Annotated in this window: 8 protein-coding genes; 1 reads left to right on the top strand and 7 read right to left on the bottom strand. The window is 47.3% G+C overall.

Annotated elements, in window-relative coordinates; translation table 11 throughout:
- Positions 1 to 108: 108 nt before the first annotated feature.
- Positions 109 to 1,419 (bottom strand): ABC transporter substrate-binding protein, encoded by a 1,311-nt coding sequence (locus tag F0220_RS16665; RefSeq protein ID WP_105598947.1) that lies wholly within the window; start codon positions 1,417 to 1,419, stop codon positions 109 to 111.
- 160 nt (positions 1,420 to 1,579) lie between these two features.
- Here F0220_RS16665 and F0220_RS16660 point away from each other — a divergent pair, with 160 nt between their 5' ends.
- Positions 1,580 to 2,500 carry a helix-turn-helix domain-containing protein gene (locus tag F0220_RS16660; RefSeq protein WP_105598946.1) on the top strand — a complete coding sequence of 307 codons (921 nt, stop codon included), beginning with the start codon at positions 1,580 to 1,582 and terminating at the stop codon, positions 2,498 to 2,500.
- 262 nt (positions 2,501 to 2,762) lie between these two features.
- Here the strand turns inward: F0220_RS16660 and F0220_RS16655 are convergent, their stop codons facing one another.
- The 6 genes from F0220_RS16655 to F0220_RS16630 all read right to left on the bottom strand — a co-directional run bounded on the left by F0220_RS16655 (position 2,763) and on the right by F0220_RS16630 (position 17,421).
- Complete coding sequence (locus tag F0220_RS16655; RefSeq protein WP_105598945.1) at positions 2,763 to 4,745, bottom strand: glycoside hydrolase family 127 protein; 1,983 nt, start codon at positions 4,743 to 4,745, stop codon at positions 2,763 to 2,765.
- Between the two features lie 384 nt (positions 4,746 to 5,129).
- Positions 5,130 to 11,477 carry an S-layer homology domain-containing protein gene (locus tag F0220_RS16650; RefSeq protein WP_105598944.1) on the bottom strand — a complete coding sequence of 2,116 codons (6,348 nt, stop codon included), beginning with the start codon at positions 11,475 to 11,477 and terminating at the stop codon, positions 5,130 to 5,132.
- An 18-nt stretch (positions 11,478 to 11,495) separates the two neighbouring features.
- Complete coding sequence (locus F0220_RS16645) at positions 11,496 to 12,377, bottom strand: carbohydrate ABC transporter permease (RefSeq protein WP_105598943.1); 882 nt, start codon at positions 12,375 to 12,377, stop codon at positions 11,496 to 11,498.
- Positions 12,377 to 13,354 carry a carbohydrate ABC transporter permease gene (locus F0220_RS16640; RefSeq protein ID WP_181155439.1) on the bottom strand — a complete coding sequence of 326 codons (978 nt, stop codon included), beginning with the start codon at positions 13,352 to 13,354 and terminating at the stop codon, positions 12,377 to 12,379. Before F0220_RS16640 ends, F0220_RS16645 begins: the two co-directional genes overlap by 1 nt.
- 42 nt (positions 13,355 to 13,396) lie before the next feature.
- Positions 13,397 to 14,788 carry an extracellular solute-binding protein gene (locus tag F0220_RS16635; protein WP_105598941.1) on the bottom strand — a complete coding sequence of 464 codons (1,392 nt, stop codon included), beginning with the start codon at positions 14,786 to 14,788 and terminating at the stop codon, positions 13,397 to 13,399.
- A gap of 170 nt (positions 14,789 to 14,958) precedes the next feature.
- Positions 14,959 to 17,421, bottom strand: coding sequence for a hypothetical protein (locus tag F0220_RS16630; RefSeq protein WP_105598940.1), 2,463 nt, complete (start codon positions 17,419 to 17,421; stop codon positions 14,959 to 14,961).
- Between the last annotated feature and the right edge of the window lie 25 nt (positions 17,422 to 17,446).

Genomic DNA, 17,446 nt, shown 5'->3' with positions numbered 1-17,446 from the left:
GCTAGCGCGTACGGAAGCCGCTGTTTCCTTATGCAACTGCACGGTGGACCAACCTCCAACCTGGAATAAGCTATATACTCTATATCAAAAACGATCCGACCACACCATTTACCGAGTCAATTCAGCCTGCACGTCATTAAGCACTTGTTCAGGATCCTTCAGATTAATGAAAATCTCTGGCATCGCTTTATTACGCACCGCATCGAACACCTCAGGTGACTTCTCCCGAATGTGGACTGGAGCAATCTCATCCTTCACCCCGAGCAGGGTGTCGAAAATATCATCTCCGAAATAATCCGTGTATTTGTTTGACTCCTTCATGGCTGCATCTGTCCATACGTCTGTGCGAATCGGGTCAAATCCAAGCTGCTTCCAGATCTGAATGTTACCCTCTTTGGACAGTTTGGCATAAGCGAGAAATTGCTCGGCGAGTTCAATTGAAGCGGACTGGTTGGTAATGGACGTTGCAGTCCCCCCCATGCCTGCGGAACGATTACCGCCCTCTTCCCAAGCCGGCAGTGGACGAATGATCATTTTGCCTTTGAGATCGGGAATGTGGTCGGTGAACCGGTTCATGAACCAGAACGGCATAAACACTGCTGCTGCATTCCCCTTATCCATGTATCCGAAGTATTCTTCCGTGTCATGTCCAGCACCGGGCGCGACAGCAGCAACACCTTCTTGGACCATTTTCTGAAAGAACTTCATCGTTTCAATATTGATGGGTGCATTCACCGTTACGTTGCCATCGGCATCCACCTGATCCGACTTCTGCTGACTAATGGCTGGCCACCAGGACCAGTTCCCGTTACCTTCAAATGTGATCATTGGTTTGCCTGTCTTCTCGAGCACCTGCTTCCCTGCCTGCTCGAAATCGCTCCATGTCTTGATCTCATCTGCGTTAACACCCGCTTGATCCAGAATGTCCCGGTTGTAATACATGACGGTTGCCCCCACATGATAATCAATGCCGTAGTATTTGCCTTCCTTGCTGTAGATCTCCACCCGGGATCGCACAATGTTATTCATTTCGGGCTGAATCATGTCAGTCAGATCCACCAGCTGCGGTACACCTTTCATAAAATTGGGGAATTTGCTCTGCTCGATATCAACCAGATCAGGTGCACCAACACCGGATTGTAAGGCAAGCAATAGCTTGGTATGCATATCGTCATATGGAATCGTGGTTGCTTCGAGTTCAATCTGTTGATCAGGATGGTCCTGATTCCACTGCTCTGCCATGCTCTCATAAAATTTCTGATGGGCATCCACAAAAGTCCAGAAGACCAGTTTGGTCACTCCTCCGCTTCCTGCCTCTTCAGATGTCCCGCCTGATGCTTCCTTTGTTGTACTGCAACCATTCAGAGCCACCACCATCACAAGAAGACATACCCCTAACCAAACCTGCATTTTCTTCATGTACAATCCCCTTCCTAAGGTTGTAATCTGATTCCGTTTAAGGATGGAAAACTGAAATTCGTAAGCGCTTTATTTTCTATGTTACTTGCTGTATCATAAAAAATAAATGCTCGATGCCAACATGAATTTTAAATATTTCAACCTGTTCGGAGGTGCCGGATTGGACTCGCCCATCCTTCATTTCATCACCCCGCCCATTCCCTATTTTATAGATTGCGGACGTGCTTATTACGAAGCCGGTGAATATCACATCAGCCGCAGTGACATCGGTGTCTTTGACCTGATTGTTGTTACTCGCGGTTCACTCGCCATTAGTGAAAACGGGACGAAATGGCTTTTGAAGCAAGGAGAAGCGCTGATCCTTAAGCCGGATGGACACCATTACGGCAGCGCAGCCTGTGAGACGGAAACGGAAATGATCTGGATTCATTTTCAAACCTATGGCAGCTGGAGAGAGTCTGCGACCATGGACGAATGCCTTGCCAATCAGGCCGAACTAATCGAGACACATAAGGTAAGCGCGTATCTGAACCACTGTGATGTCTGTTCCATCTTCATCCCGAAACATATGCACATTACAACCAAAGACATGGAGCTGCTGGAGCATTTCTCTCAGCTTGATCAGGAGCCTCAATCCATGCGCAACTGGAAACGACAGGCGACATTCCAGCAGTTTATGCAGCATCTGGACCTTGGGCTGTCCTCACTGTCCGATGTTGCCGCCATCCGGATTGCCGAGAAAATTGAACTCTACATTCGCCACAATTACCCTCTACCGATCTCTAATCCCTTGCTGCAAAAGGAACTCAATTACCATCCAAACTATCTGGCACGTAGCATGCTGAAAGTGTATGGGATGACACCCATGGAATATCTGCTGCATTACAGAATCGAGCAGGCCAAAAAGATGCTGCTGCAAACCGCCTGGTCCGTTGCTCGCATCGCCGAAGAGATCGGCTTCAATCATGTATCCTACTTCTCTTCCTGTTTCTCCAAAAAAGAGGGCATCTCTCCTTCCAACTTCCGCAGCAAGTTTACCAACACAGAAAATAAACCGGCTCATTCAGAACCGATACCTTGAAAAATAAAAAGCGTCCGCTTACCAGAGATCGCGTTATCTTACAACGCATCCCGGATATATCGGACGCTTTCTCTCTTTGTCTACCTTTTTGAAGAAGCGCTTTTCAGCCCAAGCTTTAGCCCTCCTTTTGGTTCTTGTTCCATAGGATGGGTAATCATCCGTTGTGGCAACAGCATTTTACTCGTTCAGTTCCACTGTTCCTTGAACGGTAATCGTACCGTCTACATTCGCTCACCACTTTCTCTCCTGGTAAGACCCTCCCTTATTCGCACTCCCGAATCCAAACGCTCATTGCTCCTTCATCCCGATTGGCCCAAGTGAAATAGGGAATAAAGCAAAGCTCGGCAGGCTGGGCATCCCAGTGGACATCACTGCGATACAGATGTGTTCCCCAGTCTTCATGGGATACCACTCGGTGCCCAATGGTTGTAAGTGCCGGCACCCCAAGAGGCATTTGATCCCCGCTAACGATATGAAACTCAGCGTCCCGGGGCAGTTGAATGCGATGCAATCCACGGCCATTGTCGACTTCTTCGAGACAGTACATAAACGGTCCCCGCTGTATGGCTACTTTTCCGAAAGTGGCTCTGATCTGATCGTGCCCTTTCATCCGCAGCAACTCCATAGGGAAGCGAAGCCTGATCTCATCACCGGCTTTCCACGTACGGGTCACCTTCATGTAACCGTACTCAAAAGTAAACCCATTCTGTTCCGTCTTCTCCCCATTAATCCACAGCTCGGGAATCTCGCACCAGTCCGGCTTTCTCAGAGCTATCGTAAACTGCATTCCCTCCGAGGAATCAGGTCGAACGATCAGCTTCACTTCTCCGGTGGAGGTATAGTCAGAGGCCATGGTTAGCGCTGCTCTCCGGCCCTTTAGTGTGAATTCCCCTTCTCCGCCGATGTACAATTGCACATATAACGTAGCTTGTTCCTCAACTGGGGTATACACATATTGATCCAATGAGGCAAGTAATCGTGCAATGTTCGGCGGACAGCAGGCACAGCCAAACCACCCTTGCCGGCGTGTTCGCACGTGGGCATAATTAGGATTCACACGTTGAATCTCCGGATCGACTTCAAGCGGATTCACATAGAAGAAGCGTTGACCATCCAGGGACATTCCACTAATCACCGTATTGTACAGGGCCCGCTCCATAACGTCTGCGTACCGACTATCCTGCTTCATCTGAAGCATGCGCTTCGCCCAAAAGATCAGGCCAATCGAGGCACAAGTCTCTGCGTAGGCCGTATCTCCCGGCAGATCATAATCTCCTGTAAAAGCTTCTTCTTTGGCTGATGAACCAATGCTTCCCGTAATGTACATTCGCTTACTCACGGTGTTACTCCATAACCGTTCACAGGCTTCTTTCAGCGATGTATCCCCCGTCTCAGCAGCTACATCTGCCATAGCCGCACACATGTACACCAGTCGAACTGCATGGCCTTCTGCTGTCGACTGCTCCCTAATGGGGAGATGGGACTGGGAGTAGGTGTGCCGGTGAACCATATCCAACTCGCCAAAATGTAGGGTACGGCCCCTTTGTTCCCATTCCTCTACAAAAAAATGCGGTCTCGCTCCCCGCTGATCCAGAAAATAACGGCTCAGTTCGAGATACTTCTCTTCCTTTGTCGTCTCATACAGCTTGAAGAGTGCAAGTTCAATCTCCTGATGCCCATCATAACCAGGCAATTGTCCAGGCTCTGTACCAAACACGGTGCCTATATGATCCGCCAGACGAATAACCACATCCAGCAGCATGCGCTTGCCTGTGGCATGATAATACGCCACACCAGCCTCAATCATATGTCCTGCACAATAGAGTTCATGACATTCGGCGAGGTTCGTCCAGCGCGCGCCAGGTTCACGCAAGGTAAAGTATGTGTTGAGGTAACCATCGTGTTGCTGTGCCCGTGAAATGGTTTCAACAACGGAATCCACGAGGACTTCCAGTTCCGGATCGGGCTTCGCGGAGAGCAGGTACGAAGCTGCCTCAATCCATTTCGCAACATCGCTGTCCTGAAATACCATCCCATAATGAACGCCCTCTTCTTCCCCTGCAGCGATGCGGAAATTCCGAATGGCCCGGCTTGGTTCAGCTCCTTCGATACGATCATTTAGCGCCTCCCATTGATAGGGAACAACGACGTTGCGGACCAATTCGATATAATGCGACCAGAATGGATCATTGATTGTATGGCTACACACTGGATATGGATGGTGTGGTACATCTGGTTTTGTCATGGGAACCTCTCCTTGTTCTATTTTAATATCCTTATTTTACAAATCATTACATCAGGACGAAATCATCATTTCCAACTGAATTTTACATGATTACAACCTTTCACGACCGCCTTCCTTGCTACATTTGTTCTTATTCGGGCTTCGTTCCCCACAGCCTTCGTCTCTTCAACAGTTTGGTCTGGTAGAACAAGACCACCCGTACCATATACCTCGCTGAGTAGTTCTGTATCCCATTACAATGATCATTCATAATGTGTGGAACAAACTGGTCAGTACAACAACTCCCTATTCTTATGATGAATAGAGTAAATAATGGTTGCCCCTCAAAAATATGTTGGGCAACCATTATTTTTGTCACATGTTGATTTTGGAGTTGTCCTGATTCTACTTTTCTAGGTTTGTAAGCAATCGGTAAATAACCGTCACCGCTTGCGCACGTGTGGTCTGGCCATTAGGGATAAAGTGGCCATCCGGCATGCCTGTAATTAAACCACCCTTGCGAACAGCCTCTACTGCTGATGAAGATTCAGAAGAAAGATTCTCCAAATCAACAAACTTCACAGAATCATCTTCCCCTTCGGTTGATAATGTCACATTTAAATTTTCTGCAAGCCGATAAATCATTACAGCCATTTCCTCACGGGTGATGGGTTCATTGGGACCAAAAGTGCCATTTGCTTTGCCTTTGACAATGCCCAGCTTATGCGCACTTGCGATTGGTGTGCTATACCAGGTCCCTTCTTTGACATCGCTAAATGTGGTTGTTGCTGTTTTATCCAATAAATCGAATGTAGTCATTAACGTTTTAAGGAATTCTGCACGGGTTACTTGAGATGACGGATTAAAATCTCCAGCTCCCGTTCCCTCAACAGCTCCTCTGGCTGCAAGTGCTTCAATACCTTCCACAGCCCAGTTCACATTGATCAAGTCCTTAAAGGCAGCGTTTACGCCAAGTACTCCGAACATGCCGTTCTGCGCCATGTTAAACTCAAACATTTTTGTGGATTCATCATATTTACCACCGACAATAGCTTGGGCCACTCCGGCATCGTTCAGCTTGAAGGCCACAACCTGATGCCCTTTTATCCCTTCCTTCAACTGATAAGGCATGGCTAGTCTAAGTCCTTTTCCATGTAGTTCTTTAGAAGAAATACTTTTCCCATCTGCATTCACTGTGATGTTGCTGACCAAGTCTGCTTCAAGAAGTTTTCCAGCTTGTTCTGGCAACTGGCTTGGTTCGACGGCTTCAAAGACCACTCCCAGATTAGTGATGTCCTTAAACGTAGTCAGGAATTGATGAGGTATCGTCAAAACGGCTGATTCCATTTCAATCCTTACACTGGTCAAAGACTTCGTAGTACTAAGCGTTTTCCACGGAAGCACGGCTTCGACTTGTTGTGTTTCCAAGTCCTTTTGGATGACAATGGTTAACTTCCCGTCCTTCATATCTTCCAGCGCTGCTTTAATATTGCTGTCTGTGACCTGAACTTTGACCTTACCATCTTTGCCGGTGGCAGCTGCCTTTACTTCGATTCTGCCTTGGCTCACGGTAACTGACGTAAGCTCTTTCGGATCCGTAGGCGTAGGAGCTGGCGCTGGAACTGGAACTGGTGTTGGAGCCGATGGTGATGGGCTTGGAGTCTGTGTAGGTGTTGGCAACAGTTTTAATCCCGCAATAGCAGAATCCAGCGCAATAACCGCAGCATCAATGTCAGCCTGTGAAGCTGATCCGCTCGTCAAGAATTGTTCGGCAGTGGAGATCTTTTCCGCTAAGTTCTGCCAGCTTGCCGCAGTGTAGCGTTCTTGCTTCAACGCCCTTGCTTCATTCAGCTTTGCTTGAAGCGCAGCTGTATTCACTGGCGGATTTTCTGTAACCTTCAGGACAGTGTACGTCTTCGTCGTGATTTGATCAGAACCTGTTAACGTCACTTTGTATCCTGTCTTCAAATCAATAGCTGGCGTCAACCCATCAGATTCGTAAACCGCAAATGTCACACTTGCGGGAACGTTTAAGCCCGTTGTAAGTTCCTCCAGCGTTGTCGTTTCAGGAATAACAATTTCCTTGGCCAATTGATCCACAGAACCGCCTGGAATGTTAATACCAATAATAGTTACATTGTGTTCTTCTACGGGCTCTAGGGTTTCAAAAGCTTCGAGCAACGTTTTGTATGCCGCATCGATATCTCCTTCGGTTGAAGCGTCATTATTATATACGTCACTAGCCATCTGCAAAGCTGCTTGCAACGTTTGCCATTGTTCGGGTGTGCCACTATAGTTCTCTTCGTTCACGGAAGGATCTGATGCAGCATCAATTGCCGCTTTCAGGCGGGACTTATCGTATTTGACATAAATACGCAGGCTTGCTCTCAGGTCGGTTCCTTCCACGCTACCAAGCACAACAAAATCGGTTGCGATGGAAAGCTTATTTTCGGGAATCTCATCCCACACGACATTAGCCAGCCCTTTCGTTTTGTCTTCATAGGTCACCGTGACTTGTGAAGGCAACTCAGGCATGACGTTGATGGTCGTATTAACTGATGCTGGCTCAATGGCTGTTATCGCTCCATGGTCCGTTTGAGGTGGTTCTTCCCCGTCAGGTTTGGCCGATATAGCCCGCCATTCTTTTAAACCGGTATACACCGAACTGCTTTGGTTTTCCATCGTTAAACGTAATTTGTCGGTCGTGACTTCATTAAAGGTGACTTGGTTGAATTTGCCCTTTTCCATTTTCTTCTCACTAAGTCCGCTAACCGCCACATACTCGCCCGCCTCCTGATCCCAATACTCAAAGTCGTAATCGGCAGGAACCTGTACGCCGCCTCCATCATCATAAAAGTACATTGAACTGCCAGACAGGGTCACAGGCGTTTTCCATGTATACTCCACCCAATGACTCTGGTTAGGCGATCCCCAGTTTCCATACTGCGTTTCGATCTCTGGGCTACCCATGCTCCCAGGGACTAAAGGAATATACCCGTCATTCACAGATGTTAAAGATTCCCATGCTGATGTGTAGGAGGCGTTTGGTGTAGCCAACAGAGCAGCATTACGATAACGAAGACTCTCTTCAGCAAGGCGCACTCGATTCGTCATGGACTGCACTTCATCCAGCGAATAATCATCTCGCGCAAGCAGTTCCTTGGCTTCAATCAACGCGGCTTGCAATGCCTGCCACGACTCCGGCGTGAAATCATCGGCATTGCGGACAAGTTTGCCCTGCGGCGATACCCGATCTGCAAACTTGGCAATGACATTAGACAATTCGGCTGTAGCTACGTATACCGTGATGGGCACTTCTACCTTCGTGACTTCTTCCCCATCACTAATGCTCAGCTCGTAGACGTATTCGCCTACCGCGTCAAATGTCACATTCAATGTCGCCTGATCCAGTGCCTCTGCCTGCACCGCACCAGCGTCGCCTGATACTAGATTCCATGCATACGTCAAACGCCCGCTTGGCAGACCATCATCTGTAATTACTGGCGCCAACTTCAATGGAGCTCCTTGCTCCACGTTCACCGGCAGGTCTAGTTGCACTTTTGGTGCAAGATTCTCCGAAGGCGTAACGTTCAGGTCATTATTGTAGATTTGAATTTCCTTAATTCCTGTTGAATAGCCCGATGCATGCGTAAAATGGACTCGGATAGCCTTTGTGTTCACCGCATTAAATTCAACATTATTGTAATTCGCGGCCACATAATTCGGATAACGGAATTGCCCTTCTACAGGCTTCCATGTGGTGCCGTCCGCATCCAAGTATTCCACACCAAACGTTTGTGGAGCTGCATAGCCGCTTGGCCGCCGGTCGTTATAAAAGTAAACTTTTACATTATCCACCGTTTGGGCTCCATCAAATTGAAACGTAACTGAATCAGATGGGTTCGGCGAGCCGCCGAACAACGCAGTATTCGAGGTATGGTTAATGGATGCAATCGTAGAACCGTCTGCCAGTCTGTTCACATTGGAATTGCTACGGATATAGCTGGATTCAACCGTAGTACCAGATGCCGTTGCCAGATTTACGCCGTTATGCTCCACATCAACTCCAGCTTTATTGAACATATCAACTGTTTTTTCATTGCCTCCCAGTGAAGTATCGTCTGCAGAAGCCAGATTAACAGCGCTGCCAATTTCATAAATAACGTTGGTGTTTGTGTTGTCTCCAACTGCCCCTGTCACGTCTCCGTCCGGTTTTTCCACCTTGCCCGTGGCTGTATCAAAAATGATATGCGACATTTCATCCGTCGTCATGACACGTTCGCCATTGATGAACAATGAGTATCCGACGGGGATATCCTTGTAATATGGATCACTATCGCTGTACTTGGCCGGGTCCTGCCACACAATGGACAGATTGGCATCATGATAACGCACATTGTCCACGGCGAAATGGTCATATTGGATATCAAGTGGCCATAGCTCGATTTTATCGTCCGCTCTTGGCTGAATGCCTGCCATATCTTCCATGACGGAATAATTCATCATGCCCAGCGTATCGTGGTGAATCCAGGCACGAACCATTTTGCCACTTGGGTTTGGCGGATTTTGCGGTGTCCAAGGCGTACCGAAGAAATAATCCTCAAGCCAGAAAAACTCATTGGAATCCAGGTGATCGGTATTGCCTGGTTCAACCGTATGTAACCAAGCGCCCCAGTCAAACAATGTTTTGTAGGTGTCGGTGTTGATATTCTCCACCGGATAATGACGTAAGGAAGCACGAATTGTATTGATGTAATTTCCAAAGTTGCACCAAGCGAACTGATCCGTTCCGAATGCGCTGGTCTCTCCATTCTGGAATGCTTCCACACGTTTCATGATACTGTGCTGATCTGCCGTAAAGAATGGGAAAATCGGATAATAGTTTGGATCACCGTAATCGGATAACTGGGTCAAGTATTTGGATTCGTATCCTGCCTCCCCTTCTTTCGGCACTACACCGAAGTTAAACACAAACATATTGTTGTCACGCCATGGATTGAATACGTCTTGTTGGTTGATGACTTTTTTGTGCAAAAAGCTGCCTTCGCCGTTCGTATCAGCTTCGCCATCATCGTCAAAATCCGCTTCGTCGTACCACATGTTGTTCAGAATGGCGTTCCGAATGCGCTGCGCAACCTCATCCATGCGTTTCGCGTTTGCGTCATCCCCGAGTTGTTCGTACATTTGTTGCGTGGCTACTGCGTTTGCATAAGCTGTGGAAGAACCGTCCAAACGCGCATAGTTTCCATTTCCTTTCCAGTGCATGGACACCGTGTCTCCATCATTGCCGGTAATTGGTCCGTGATTGTAATAAACCAAATCAGGATTGGTTCCCCGGAAATGATTTAGTGTACCCGTCACATCGCTTGCCGAGAAATCAGCGAATTTTTTCAATACCTTTTCTCCGCCACCATAAATCTTGTACGCTTCCCAACCGACTTGCGAGGTGTTTTGCATCATGTCCCACGTCCAGATATTTGGTCGTCCCGGATTGTTTTTGTAGTTGGCGTTTTCAGAATACTCGCCTTGGGCCAGCCAAGTCCCGTATGCATAAGATGGATCTCGCAGCCACTTCAAATCTTGCAACACCCACGGAACACTTACTGTGATGCCGTTGTTATAACCCAGCACCCCTTCCATGTTCATCGGGAATTGCCAGTCGTTTCCGGGGATGTTTGCTTCCAGCAAGTTGAAGCGATTGGACCACCAGCGATAATACAGAACCTTCTTCACATTTTCGTCAGGAATATCGATGTAGGGGATATTTTGTGCCCACCATTCGTTGTATTCCTTCACTTGGTCACTGAAAGCCTTTTCATTATTACTTGCTTTAAATTCAGCATACTGTGTTTTCGAGGCCGGGATTTCTTCCGCCGACCACCCCATGACCACTTTTTCATCCACCGAGGTACCTGCAGGGACCGTAATTTCTTTGACCAAATCATTGCCAACAGGCGTCATGCCATCTCCGCTGAGATGCACGTCTACATGGGACATCGCTTCAACATACTCTTCTCCGGCGCGTCCAACCATGATTGGAGCAGCCACCCGTTTACCGATCAATTCATCTCCCTCGGTTTCCGTTACAAATGGAGATTTGACTGTCATCGTTAACGTAATTGGCGCATTACCGTTATTGGTTAACTTCAGTAAAGTAACAGCACTGTTAGAGGAGGTAATGAATTTACGCTGACTGATGTCCAAACCGCCACTCTTGTAGGTTTGGTCAGCATGGCTAGGGTAGTTTTTACGAGCAGCCTTGTCTTCCGCTACGGCTCCCGTAGATAGAGTTATGTTGTACATCGTATCCTTGTTGAGCGTATCCGCATAATGTACCGTCCCGACAAAACCGAGCTGCCGGTTATCCTGCGTTTTCATGTACAGCGCGCTCCCCCGGCTGAAAAGCGTGTTGGCGCTGCCATCATCGTTGTTATCGTCTGGGATGACACCCTCGTTAACCAGCAACTTATCGAGCCATGGCAAGTCGGCATGATCTGCAGCAAACTGGTCAAAATCAAAATCTTCGATTGCTTTCATCATTTGACCGACAGTTTCCTGACTGAAATCCACGGGCTCGCTTACGATCTGATTGTTCTTCCACGTTGCATCGCCATAATCGGTACCTACGCCTTCATGCACAAAGTCTGTCGTGTAGTTCGCCGATGCAGGTATGATGCCTGTATTCAAAGTTACGACGGTAGCCAAAGCGGCCACCCACATTTTTGTTGCCCATTTCCTCTTCTTTGTCGCCATTGCTTCGTCTCCTCCTTATTAACCTTTAATTCCCGTCAACGTAATGCCTTCTACGAAATATTTGTTGCCGATCAGGAAAAACACCAGGCAGGGAAGTGTTACGATGAGTGCAAGCGCCATGACCTGCTCATAGTTTGGAATACGCATTCCGTTCACCATGTACAAGCCCATAGGCAAGGTATAATCGGCCACGGTTTTCAGATAAATCATGGTGTAGAAAAATTCATTCCAACAATTGATGAAACTGAATAGTGCAACAACGATCATGGCAGGACGAATGAGAGGCAGCATGATCCGGTAATAGATGCGGAAATAACCCGCGCCATCGATTTTGGCCGCCTCGCTCAGTTCAGCAGGGATTGTCATAAAAAATTGTCTGAGCAGAAAAACGAAATATGCATTGCCGCCTGCGCAAAAAAAGGCTGGAATAATTAGGGCAGGTTTGCCTGCAAGCCCAAGCGATGTATATAACGAAAATTGTGGCAGCAGTGTAACTGCACTAGGCAGCATCATACTGCTGATAACGAGCACAAACCAGGCGCCGCGCATGGGGAAACGTAATTTGGCAAATGCGTATGCTGCAAAGCTGGTCGTTATGACGGTCCCAATGACATATGGAACAACGATGGAGACCGAATTCCATAGCTGCCGCCAGAACTGAATCCGTTCCAGCCCTAGCCTGAAATTCTCAAACCCAAGCTCCTTCGGAAAAAATACAGGCGGTCTGGCCAATATTTCCGAATGACTCACCATTGCGCCGCGTAACAGCCAGTACAATGGAAAAGCAAAAATGAATGCAAGAAGGAGAGATAACACAATCAAGCCGAAATGAATTGCTCTTCTTCGGTTTTTTGCCTGCTTGATGCTCGTATATTTCATCGGTGCAGGTGCCGTCTCCATTATCTCACCCACTTTCGTTTGCCCATGGAATCATCACGTTTGAGTGCGCCTTGAAAGTAAAACAATACGCCCGTAATCACCAACGTGATGAGAAATACGATCCAGGCTTCCGCCGATGCCAAACCTCGCATGCCCACCTGTACAAAGGAATGGTCGTAGATCATGACGTTGATAAAGTATGTCATTCGGTCAGGCGCGCCATTTCTCGACAACACTACGCTTTGGGTGTAAATCTGGATCGACGTCATCATACACATGATGAGCTGAAAAAAGAGTACGGGTTTAATCGTTGGATAAGTCACCTTTAAAAACTTGTGCCAGGCATTGCCTCCATCCATCTCAACGGCCTCCAGCAATTCTCCGGGGACATCCTGCAACGTGGCGATAAATACAACAATCGTCCCGCCGCATGTCCACAGACTCATGATAAACAAGGTGTAAAAGATCCGAAGTGGATCGTTGAGAAAATCCCATGGCGCAATGCCCATTTGTAGTAGAACCCAGTTGACGAGCCCGCCTTTGGCCTGATTTTGCAATAACATCTGCCATACGATCGTTGTCGCAAGCATCGGTATGACAGATGGCAGAAAGAAGATAGCTCTTAGCAAATTTCTCCCAATAAACTTTCGGTTCAGTAGCAAAGCAACGATCAGGCAGAACACGATAACAAGCGTAACGTTGACAAAGGCGTAAACCAGCGTAACCGTAATCGATTTTTTAAATTCAGAGCTTGGATTGCTGAAAATATACCTGAAGTTATCTAGCCCAATCCATTCCATGACCTGACTGCCGCTCATAATCGTAATTTTATGAAAACTGTAATATAAACTGGCGAGCATTGGGTACATCGTCAGCACCAAAAATCCGATAATGGCGGGGGCAGCAAATAGATATCCGGCAATGGCCTCTTTAGTGGCACCTTTTGCAAATCTTCTGGCAGGAACGGTTTCTGAACCGATTTTGCGTTCTGGATTCATAAGCATAGCCTCTCTTTTCGAATTCAAACTTCCTTCCTATGGTTAGGAAACCTTTCCGCTTTCCCACAGCGACTTAATTGCCGGCATAATCGCATCATAAATTTCTTTGACACTTTTCTGGCCGGATAATGCCTGGTCGATCGACTTTTCGTATTCCGTGTTCATTTTTAAATAAGCCGGAACATAATACGCTGGCCATTGGACAATGGCACCCTCGGTCGTAGCATAGCTAAGGATGGTTTCCTTTGCGCTAGCTGGTAGATCAGCAGTCCATTGATCAATTAAAGCTGGATCTGTATACCAGTCCGCCTGATTGGGCAGCCATGCTCCGCTTTTCAGCAAGTCTAGGCTGTTTTCTGGGTTAACCATATAGGCGTAGAACTTTTTTGCTTCATCGATATGTTTGGAAGTGTTGTACACAACGAGTGGAGCTCCAGCATTCATGGTTACTGCTTTCTCCATTTTCGGGAGCACACCTACACCAATGTCCTCATTGCCTTTGATATTTGCTAAATCCCAGGATCCGCTCACAGCCATAGCATAACCCCCGCTTAACGCATCCACAGCGGAGCCTATTCCTGTACTCCAAGTGTAGCTAAAGGCAGAAGCAACTTTGTTTTTGTTCACAAGATCAGCCAGTTTTTGAATACCTTCTGTCGTTTGGGGCGAATCCCATTGAAACTCTTTTCCATCCGGGGATACAATGCCTCCTCCATTGGCGTTCGCTGCCCAGAAATGGTGAAATTCACGACCTGCCGTAAAACCAAGACCATAGTTTTCAGTCAATGCAGCATCGAATCCAGCATCGGCAGCTGTCTTACCACTCGAATCCTTGGTTAGCTTTTTAGCATTGGCAACAAAGGTAACCCAATCCCAGGCTTCTTCAACCTTAGTAGGTGGGTATGGGACGCCTGCTTCATCAAATTTCGATTTGCTATAAAACAGCAGTTCCATTTGGTTGGACAAGCCTACACCAATAACTTTCTGTTCTGGAGTATGGATGGTGATTGCAGGAAGTTTCTCCGGAATGGTTCCATCCGCAAGCAGGTCGGAAATGTCCTCCAAAATGCCCATCTCATTATACTTTTGAATGTCAGCTTCCCCCATGTAACTGATGTCCGGCAGTTCTCCGGATTGAAGCCTCGTCTGGATGAAGGTGTCAAATGTGCCGTCTGCCGGCAGCACCTGCGCATTAATTTTCACCCCGGTGTCCGCTGTATATTTTTCTGCAGCGGATTCCACCAGTTGCTTCTGTACGTCATCCCCCCAATACAGCAACTCAAGGGTGATGCCCCCACCGGACGGATCCCCGTTGCCTGCTGTTGCGTTTTTGGCATTGCCGGAAGTGTCCGAATTGCCGGAACAACCTGCTAACGTGGAGAAAGCCAAGGTTAATGCGAGAGACAGAACCAACTTGCGCTTACCAAACCTCATGTTTGTTTCCTCCCTTTTTCAATGCTATTTATTTCAAGTCAACGAATTTAATCGTTTAACTTAAAAACATGGTCTTGTTTCATATCCGAATGATTATATGGTGCTGTTCGTTAACCAAGTCTGTACTTCCTTTTATAGAACAAGTGGGAACTGCCAAGTTAGGAGACTCGTCAAAGGCAAGCGCAGAACTTTCCATTTTCCAGGCGAATGCTCTTTTGCAACGTTCCTTGGTGAGCTCTGAACTCTAAGTCTTCTTCACGGAATACGTACCTGGACGGATACGCCGCATAACTTTTCACGGTCCAACCATCATGCTCTTCTGTCACGAATCCGTTGACACATCTTAAAGTGCCTCCTTCATCTCGATAGAGGTACGTCGTAGTTCCAAACCCCAGCAAATAAGCTACTAATTCCTCACCCATATCCCAATCATCCCCCGATACATCGGAGAACAAAGCGGCAAACAGCGGATCGTCTGCTCCCACGAACACCGATTGCCCAAAACGATTACGCGACAATTCCGGCATGTTCAAGTTGGGTGCAGATACACTATACGTCGATGCGGCTTCACCTTGCGCCAGCCTTCGCGGAGTGGATTTTACATTCCAGTCATAGCAATGAAAGATTGCCATTGTAGAGCGATAAGCTGCTTCCAGATATTCTGTATTACCGAGATGTTCATACGCAACCAATGCCGACGATGCCGCTAGTCCGCCCCATAAGGAATGAATCATTGGAGATAGTGCTTCCCACCATCGATCCGGATTCTGCAGCCTATAGTCGTTGCTGAATCCGATATTTGCCAAAATAAGCTGACCATATTGTGAAGCCTTGTCGGTATGCCCAAGGAAACATAATGCTGTGCACGTTGGACCAAATCCGGCATTATCATAAAAGTGCTCTGTAACGGCTCCGCCGTAGTGCCGAACACCAATTTCCATTTCCCGACCAAAGCGATCCCATAGCTGTCGTAGTTGATTATGTAATTCAGCATATCCCTTGTCTTTCAACGCTTGTAGCAGTTCACGTATGTAAAGGATAAACACACCATTTAGACGTGATTCGTCCTTTTCTCGCTGACCTGAATGGCAATCTGGATCAAGTCGCAAACACATAACTTCGGCGGCCCATTTCAAATACTTGGAAGGAGAATGCAAATGAAGCAGCTCTTCATCCATTTGTGATAATAGATAAAAAACGTGCGCAATATAATCGAAATCGTAGATACGATAAAAGTTACCGTACAAAGTTTGCGGCCGGGACAAATCACCTTCAATGAACCAGTGCACCTTCATATCCAGCACCGCTGCTGCTTCCGCCCTCATAACCTGCTCGGGAACAGGTGAAGACCTCCCATTTTTCATCAATAAGAATGCCAATTTTCCCAGTGACTCACCTTGGTTAGATAACGGACGGAACGCATGGGGCCGAACCGCTGCCTCCCCGCCTTCATAGCTATTTACTGCCAGCCATTCTGCTCGCTTTTCAAGCAATGTATGAACGGGTTCAAGGACATTCCAAACCAGCATGTCACGACGTCCGTCCTTGAGTATCAACTCCAGCTTACGTTCTCCTGGTACGTCAGCGGGTAGGGTTACTATGAACTCCTGTTCAACGACGAGGTTGCTAATTTGATCAGAGCCTACGTCTAGTGATATAGACTTTTCTGAAGGAACCAGTAGTGCGGAGATATCCTGCTCTTCAATGCCATTCTGGTGTCCAGGCGCACTGTATAGCTTTAACGACCTTATTTCAAGATCCCTAGGCAAACGGACTGAGGCTGTGAATTGTCCTCCTTCAGGCACAACGGGTGTAAAGCTCCAGTGAGGATGTCCGAGGACCTTGCCTTGGTGGTAGAAATCCGTCAGATTCTGGAATGACACAAATCCGTACTCCCAATTTTCCGCTTGCCCTGGTGTTAACGTTAAAGAGTTGTAAGCGTCATTATAGATCCAATCGGTAAGTACCAAATCTTTCAATGAGGTCCCATCCTCCACTAAAGAAAGTCTGTGGAATAACAAGCCGTCCAAAGATGGAGAAACTTGCTCTAGAAAGCGGTTACAATAACGACAATGAGAACCCATGGTGGATGTATTCCCTCTGAGCGTGTAGATTCCCAGATGAGGACCGTCGTTACTTCGTCGTACAGCAGCAAACTTGGCAAAGTTCCCCCCGATGTGCGTAAATACGGCGCAGGATTCATGCATGTTACGGTAAACATCTTGCGTCCGAAACATAATGTAGGCGAGAGAAAACCACACATGCAACCCTTGAATTTTAATGTTCGTATCCGATTCATTGGTCAGTTTGATACCCCAGCGGAATTGATCGCCTTCCAGCAAATATGAAAACAAGATCTTGACCTGTACATCTTTGAACTCAACAGTAACATGGTTCGTGCTATGTTTCGTAATATTTGGCTCAAACATCGAGCTTTGAACAAACCTATCATTCAACTGCATACTCCATTCGCCAAAGAGCTTATCCTCATCCTCTTGGAATCCAACCTCTTGCAAATAATGAGGATCTACGACCCAATTCATCTCATGCGGATCATCTTTCATCACCAAGGACTGAACGGTACCACGTTCACCAAACTCGATCCTGAATTTTTCATTACTAAGAATGGTCACTCAGATCTCCCTTTCATTGATCAGA

Source organism: Paenibacillus sp. 37 (assembly GCF_008386395.1).
GTDB classification, from domain to species: Bacteria; Bacillota; Bacilli; order Paenibacillales; family Paenibacillaceae; genus Paenibacillus; species Paenibacillus amylolyticus_B.
The sequence above is the reverse complement of the archived record's forward strand: the minus strand, read 5'-3'. Positions and strand labels throughout refer to the sequence as shown.

Excerpts from the sequence above, each read along its gene's own strand:
- F0220_RS16665 (WP_105598947.1), bottom strand. The coding sequence starts at position 1,419 with ATGAAGAAAATGCAGGTTTGGTTAGGGGTATGTCTTCTTGTGATGGTG.
- F0220_RS16655 (WP_105598945.1), bottom strand. The coding sequence starts at position 4,745 with ATGACAAAACCAGATGTACCACACCATCCATATCCAGTGTGTAGCCAT.
- F0220_RS16650 (WP_105598944.1), bottom strand. The coding sequence starts at position 11,477 with ATGGCGACAAAGAAGAGGAAATGGGCAACAAAAATGTGGGTGGCCGCT.
- F0220_RS16645 (WP_105598943.1), bottom strand. The coding sequence starts at position 12,377 with ATGGAGACGGCACCTGCACCGATGAAATATACGAGCATCAAGCAGGCA.
- F0220_RS16640 (WP_181155439.1), bottom strand. The coding sequence starts at position 13,354 with ATGAATCCAGAACGCAAAATCGGTTCAGAAACCGTTCCTGCCAGAAGA.
- F0220_RS16635 (WP_105598941.1), bottom strand. The coding sequence starts at position 14,788 with ATGAGGTTTGGTAAGCGCAAGTTGGTTCTGTCTCTCGCATTAACCTTG.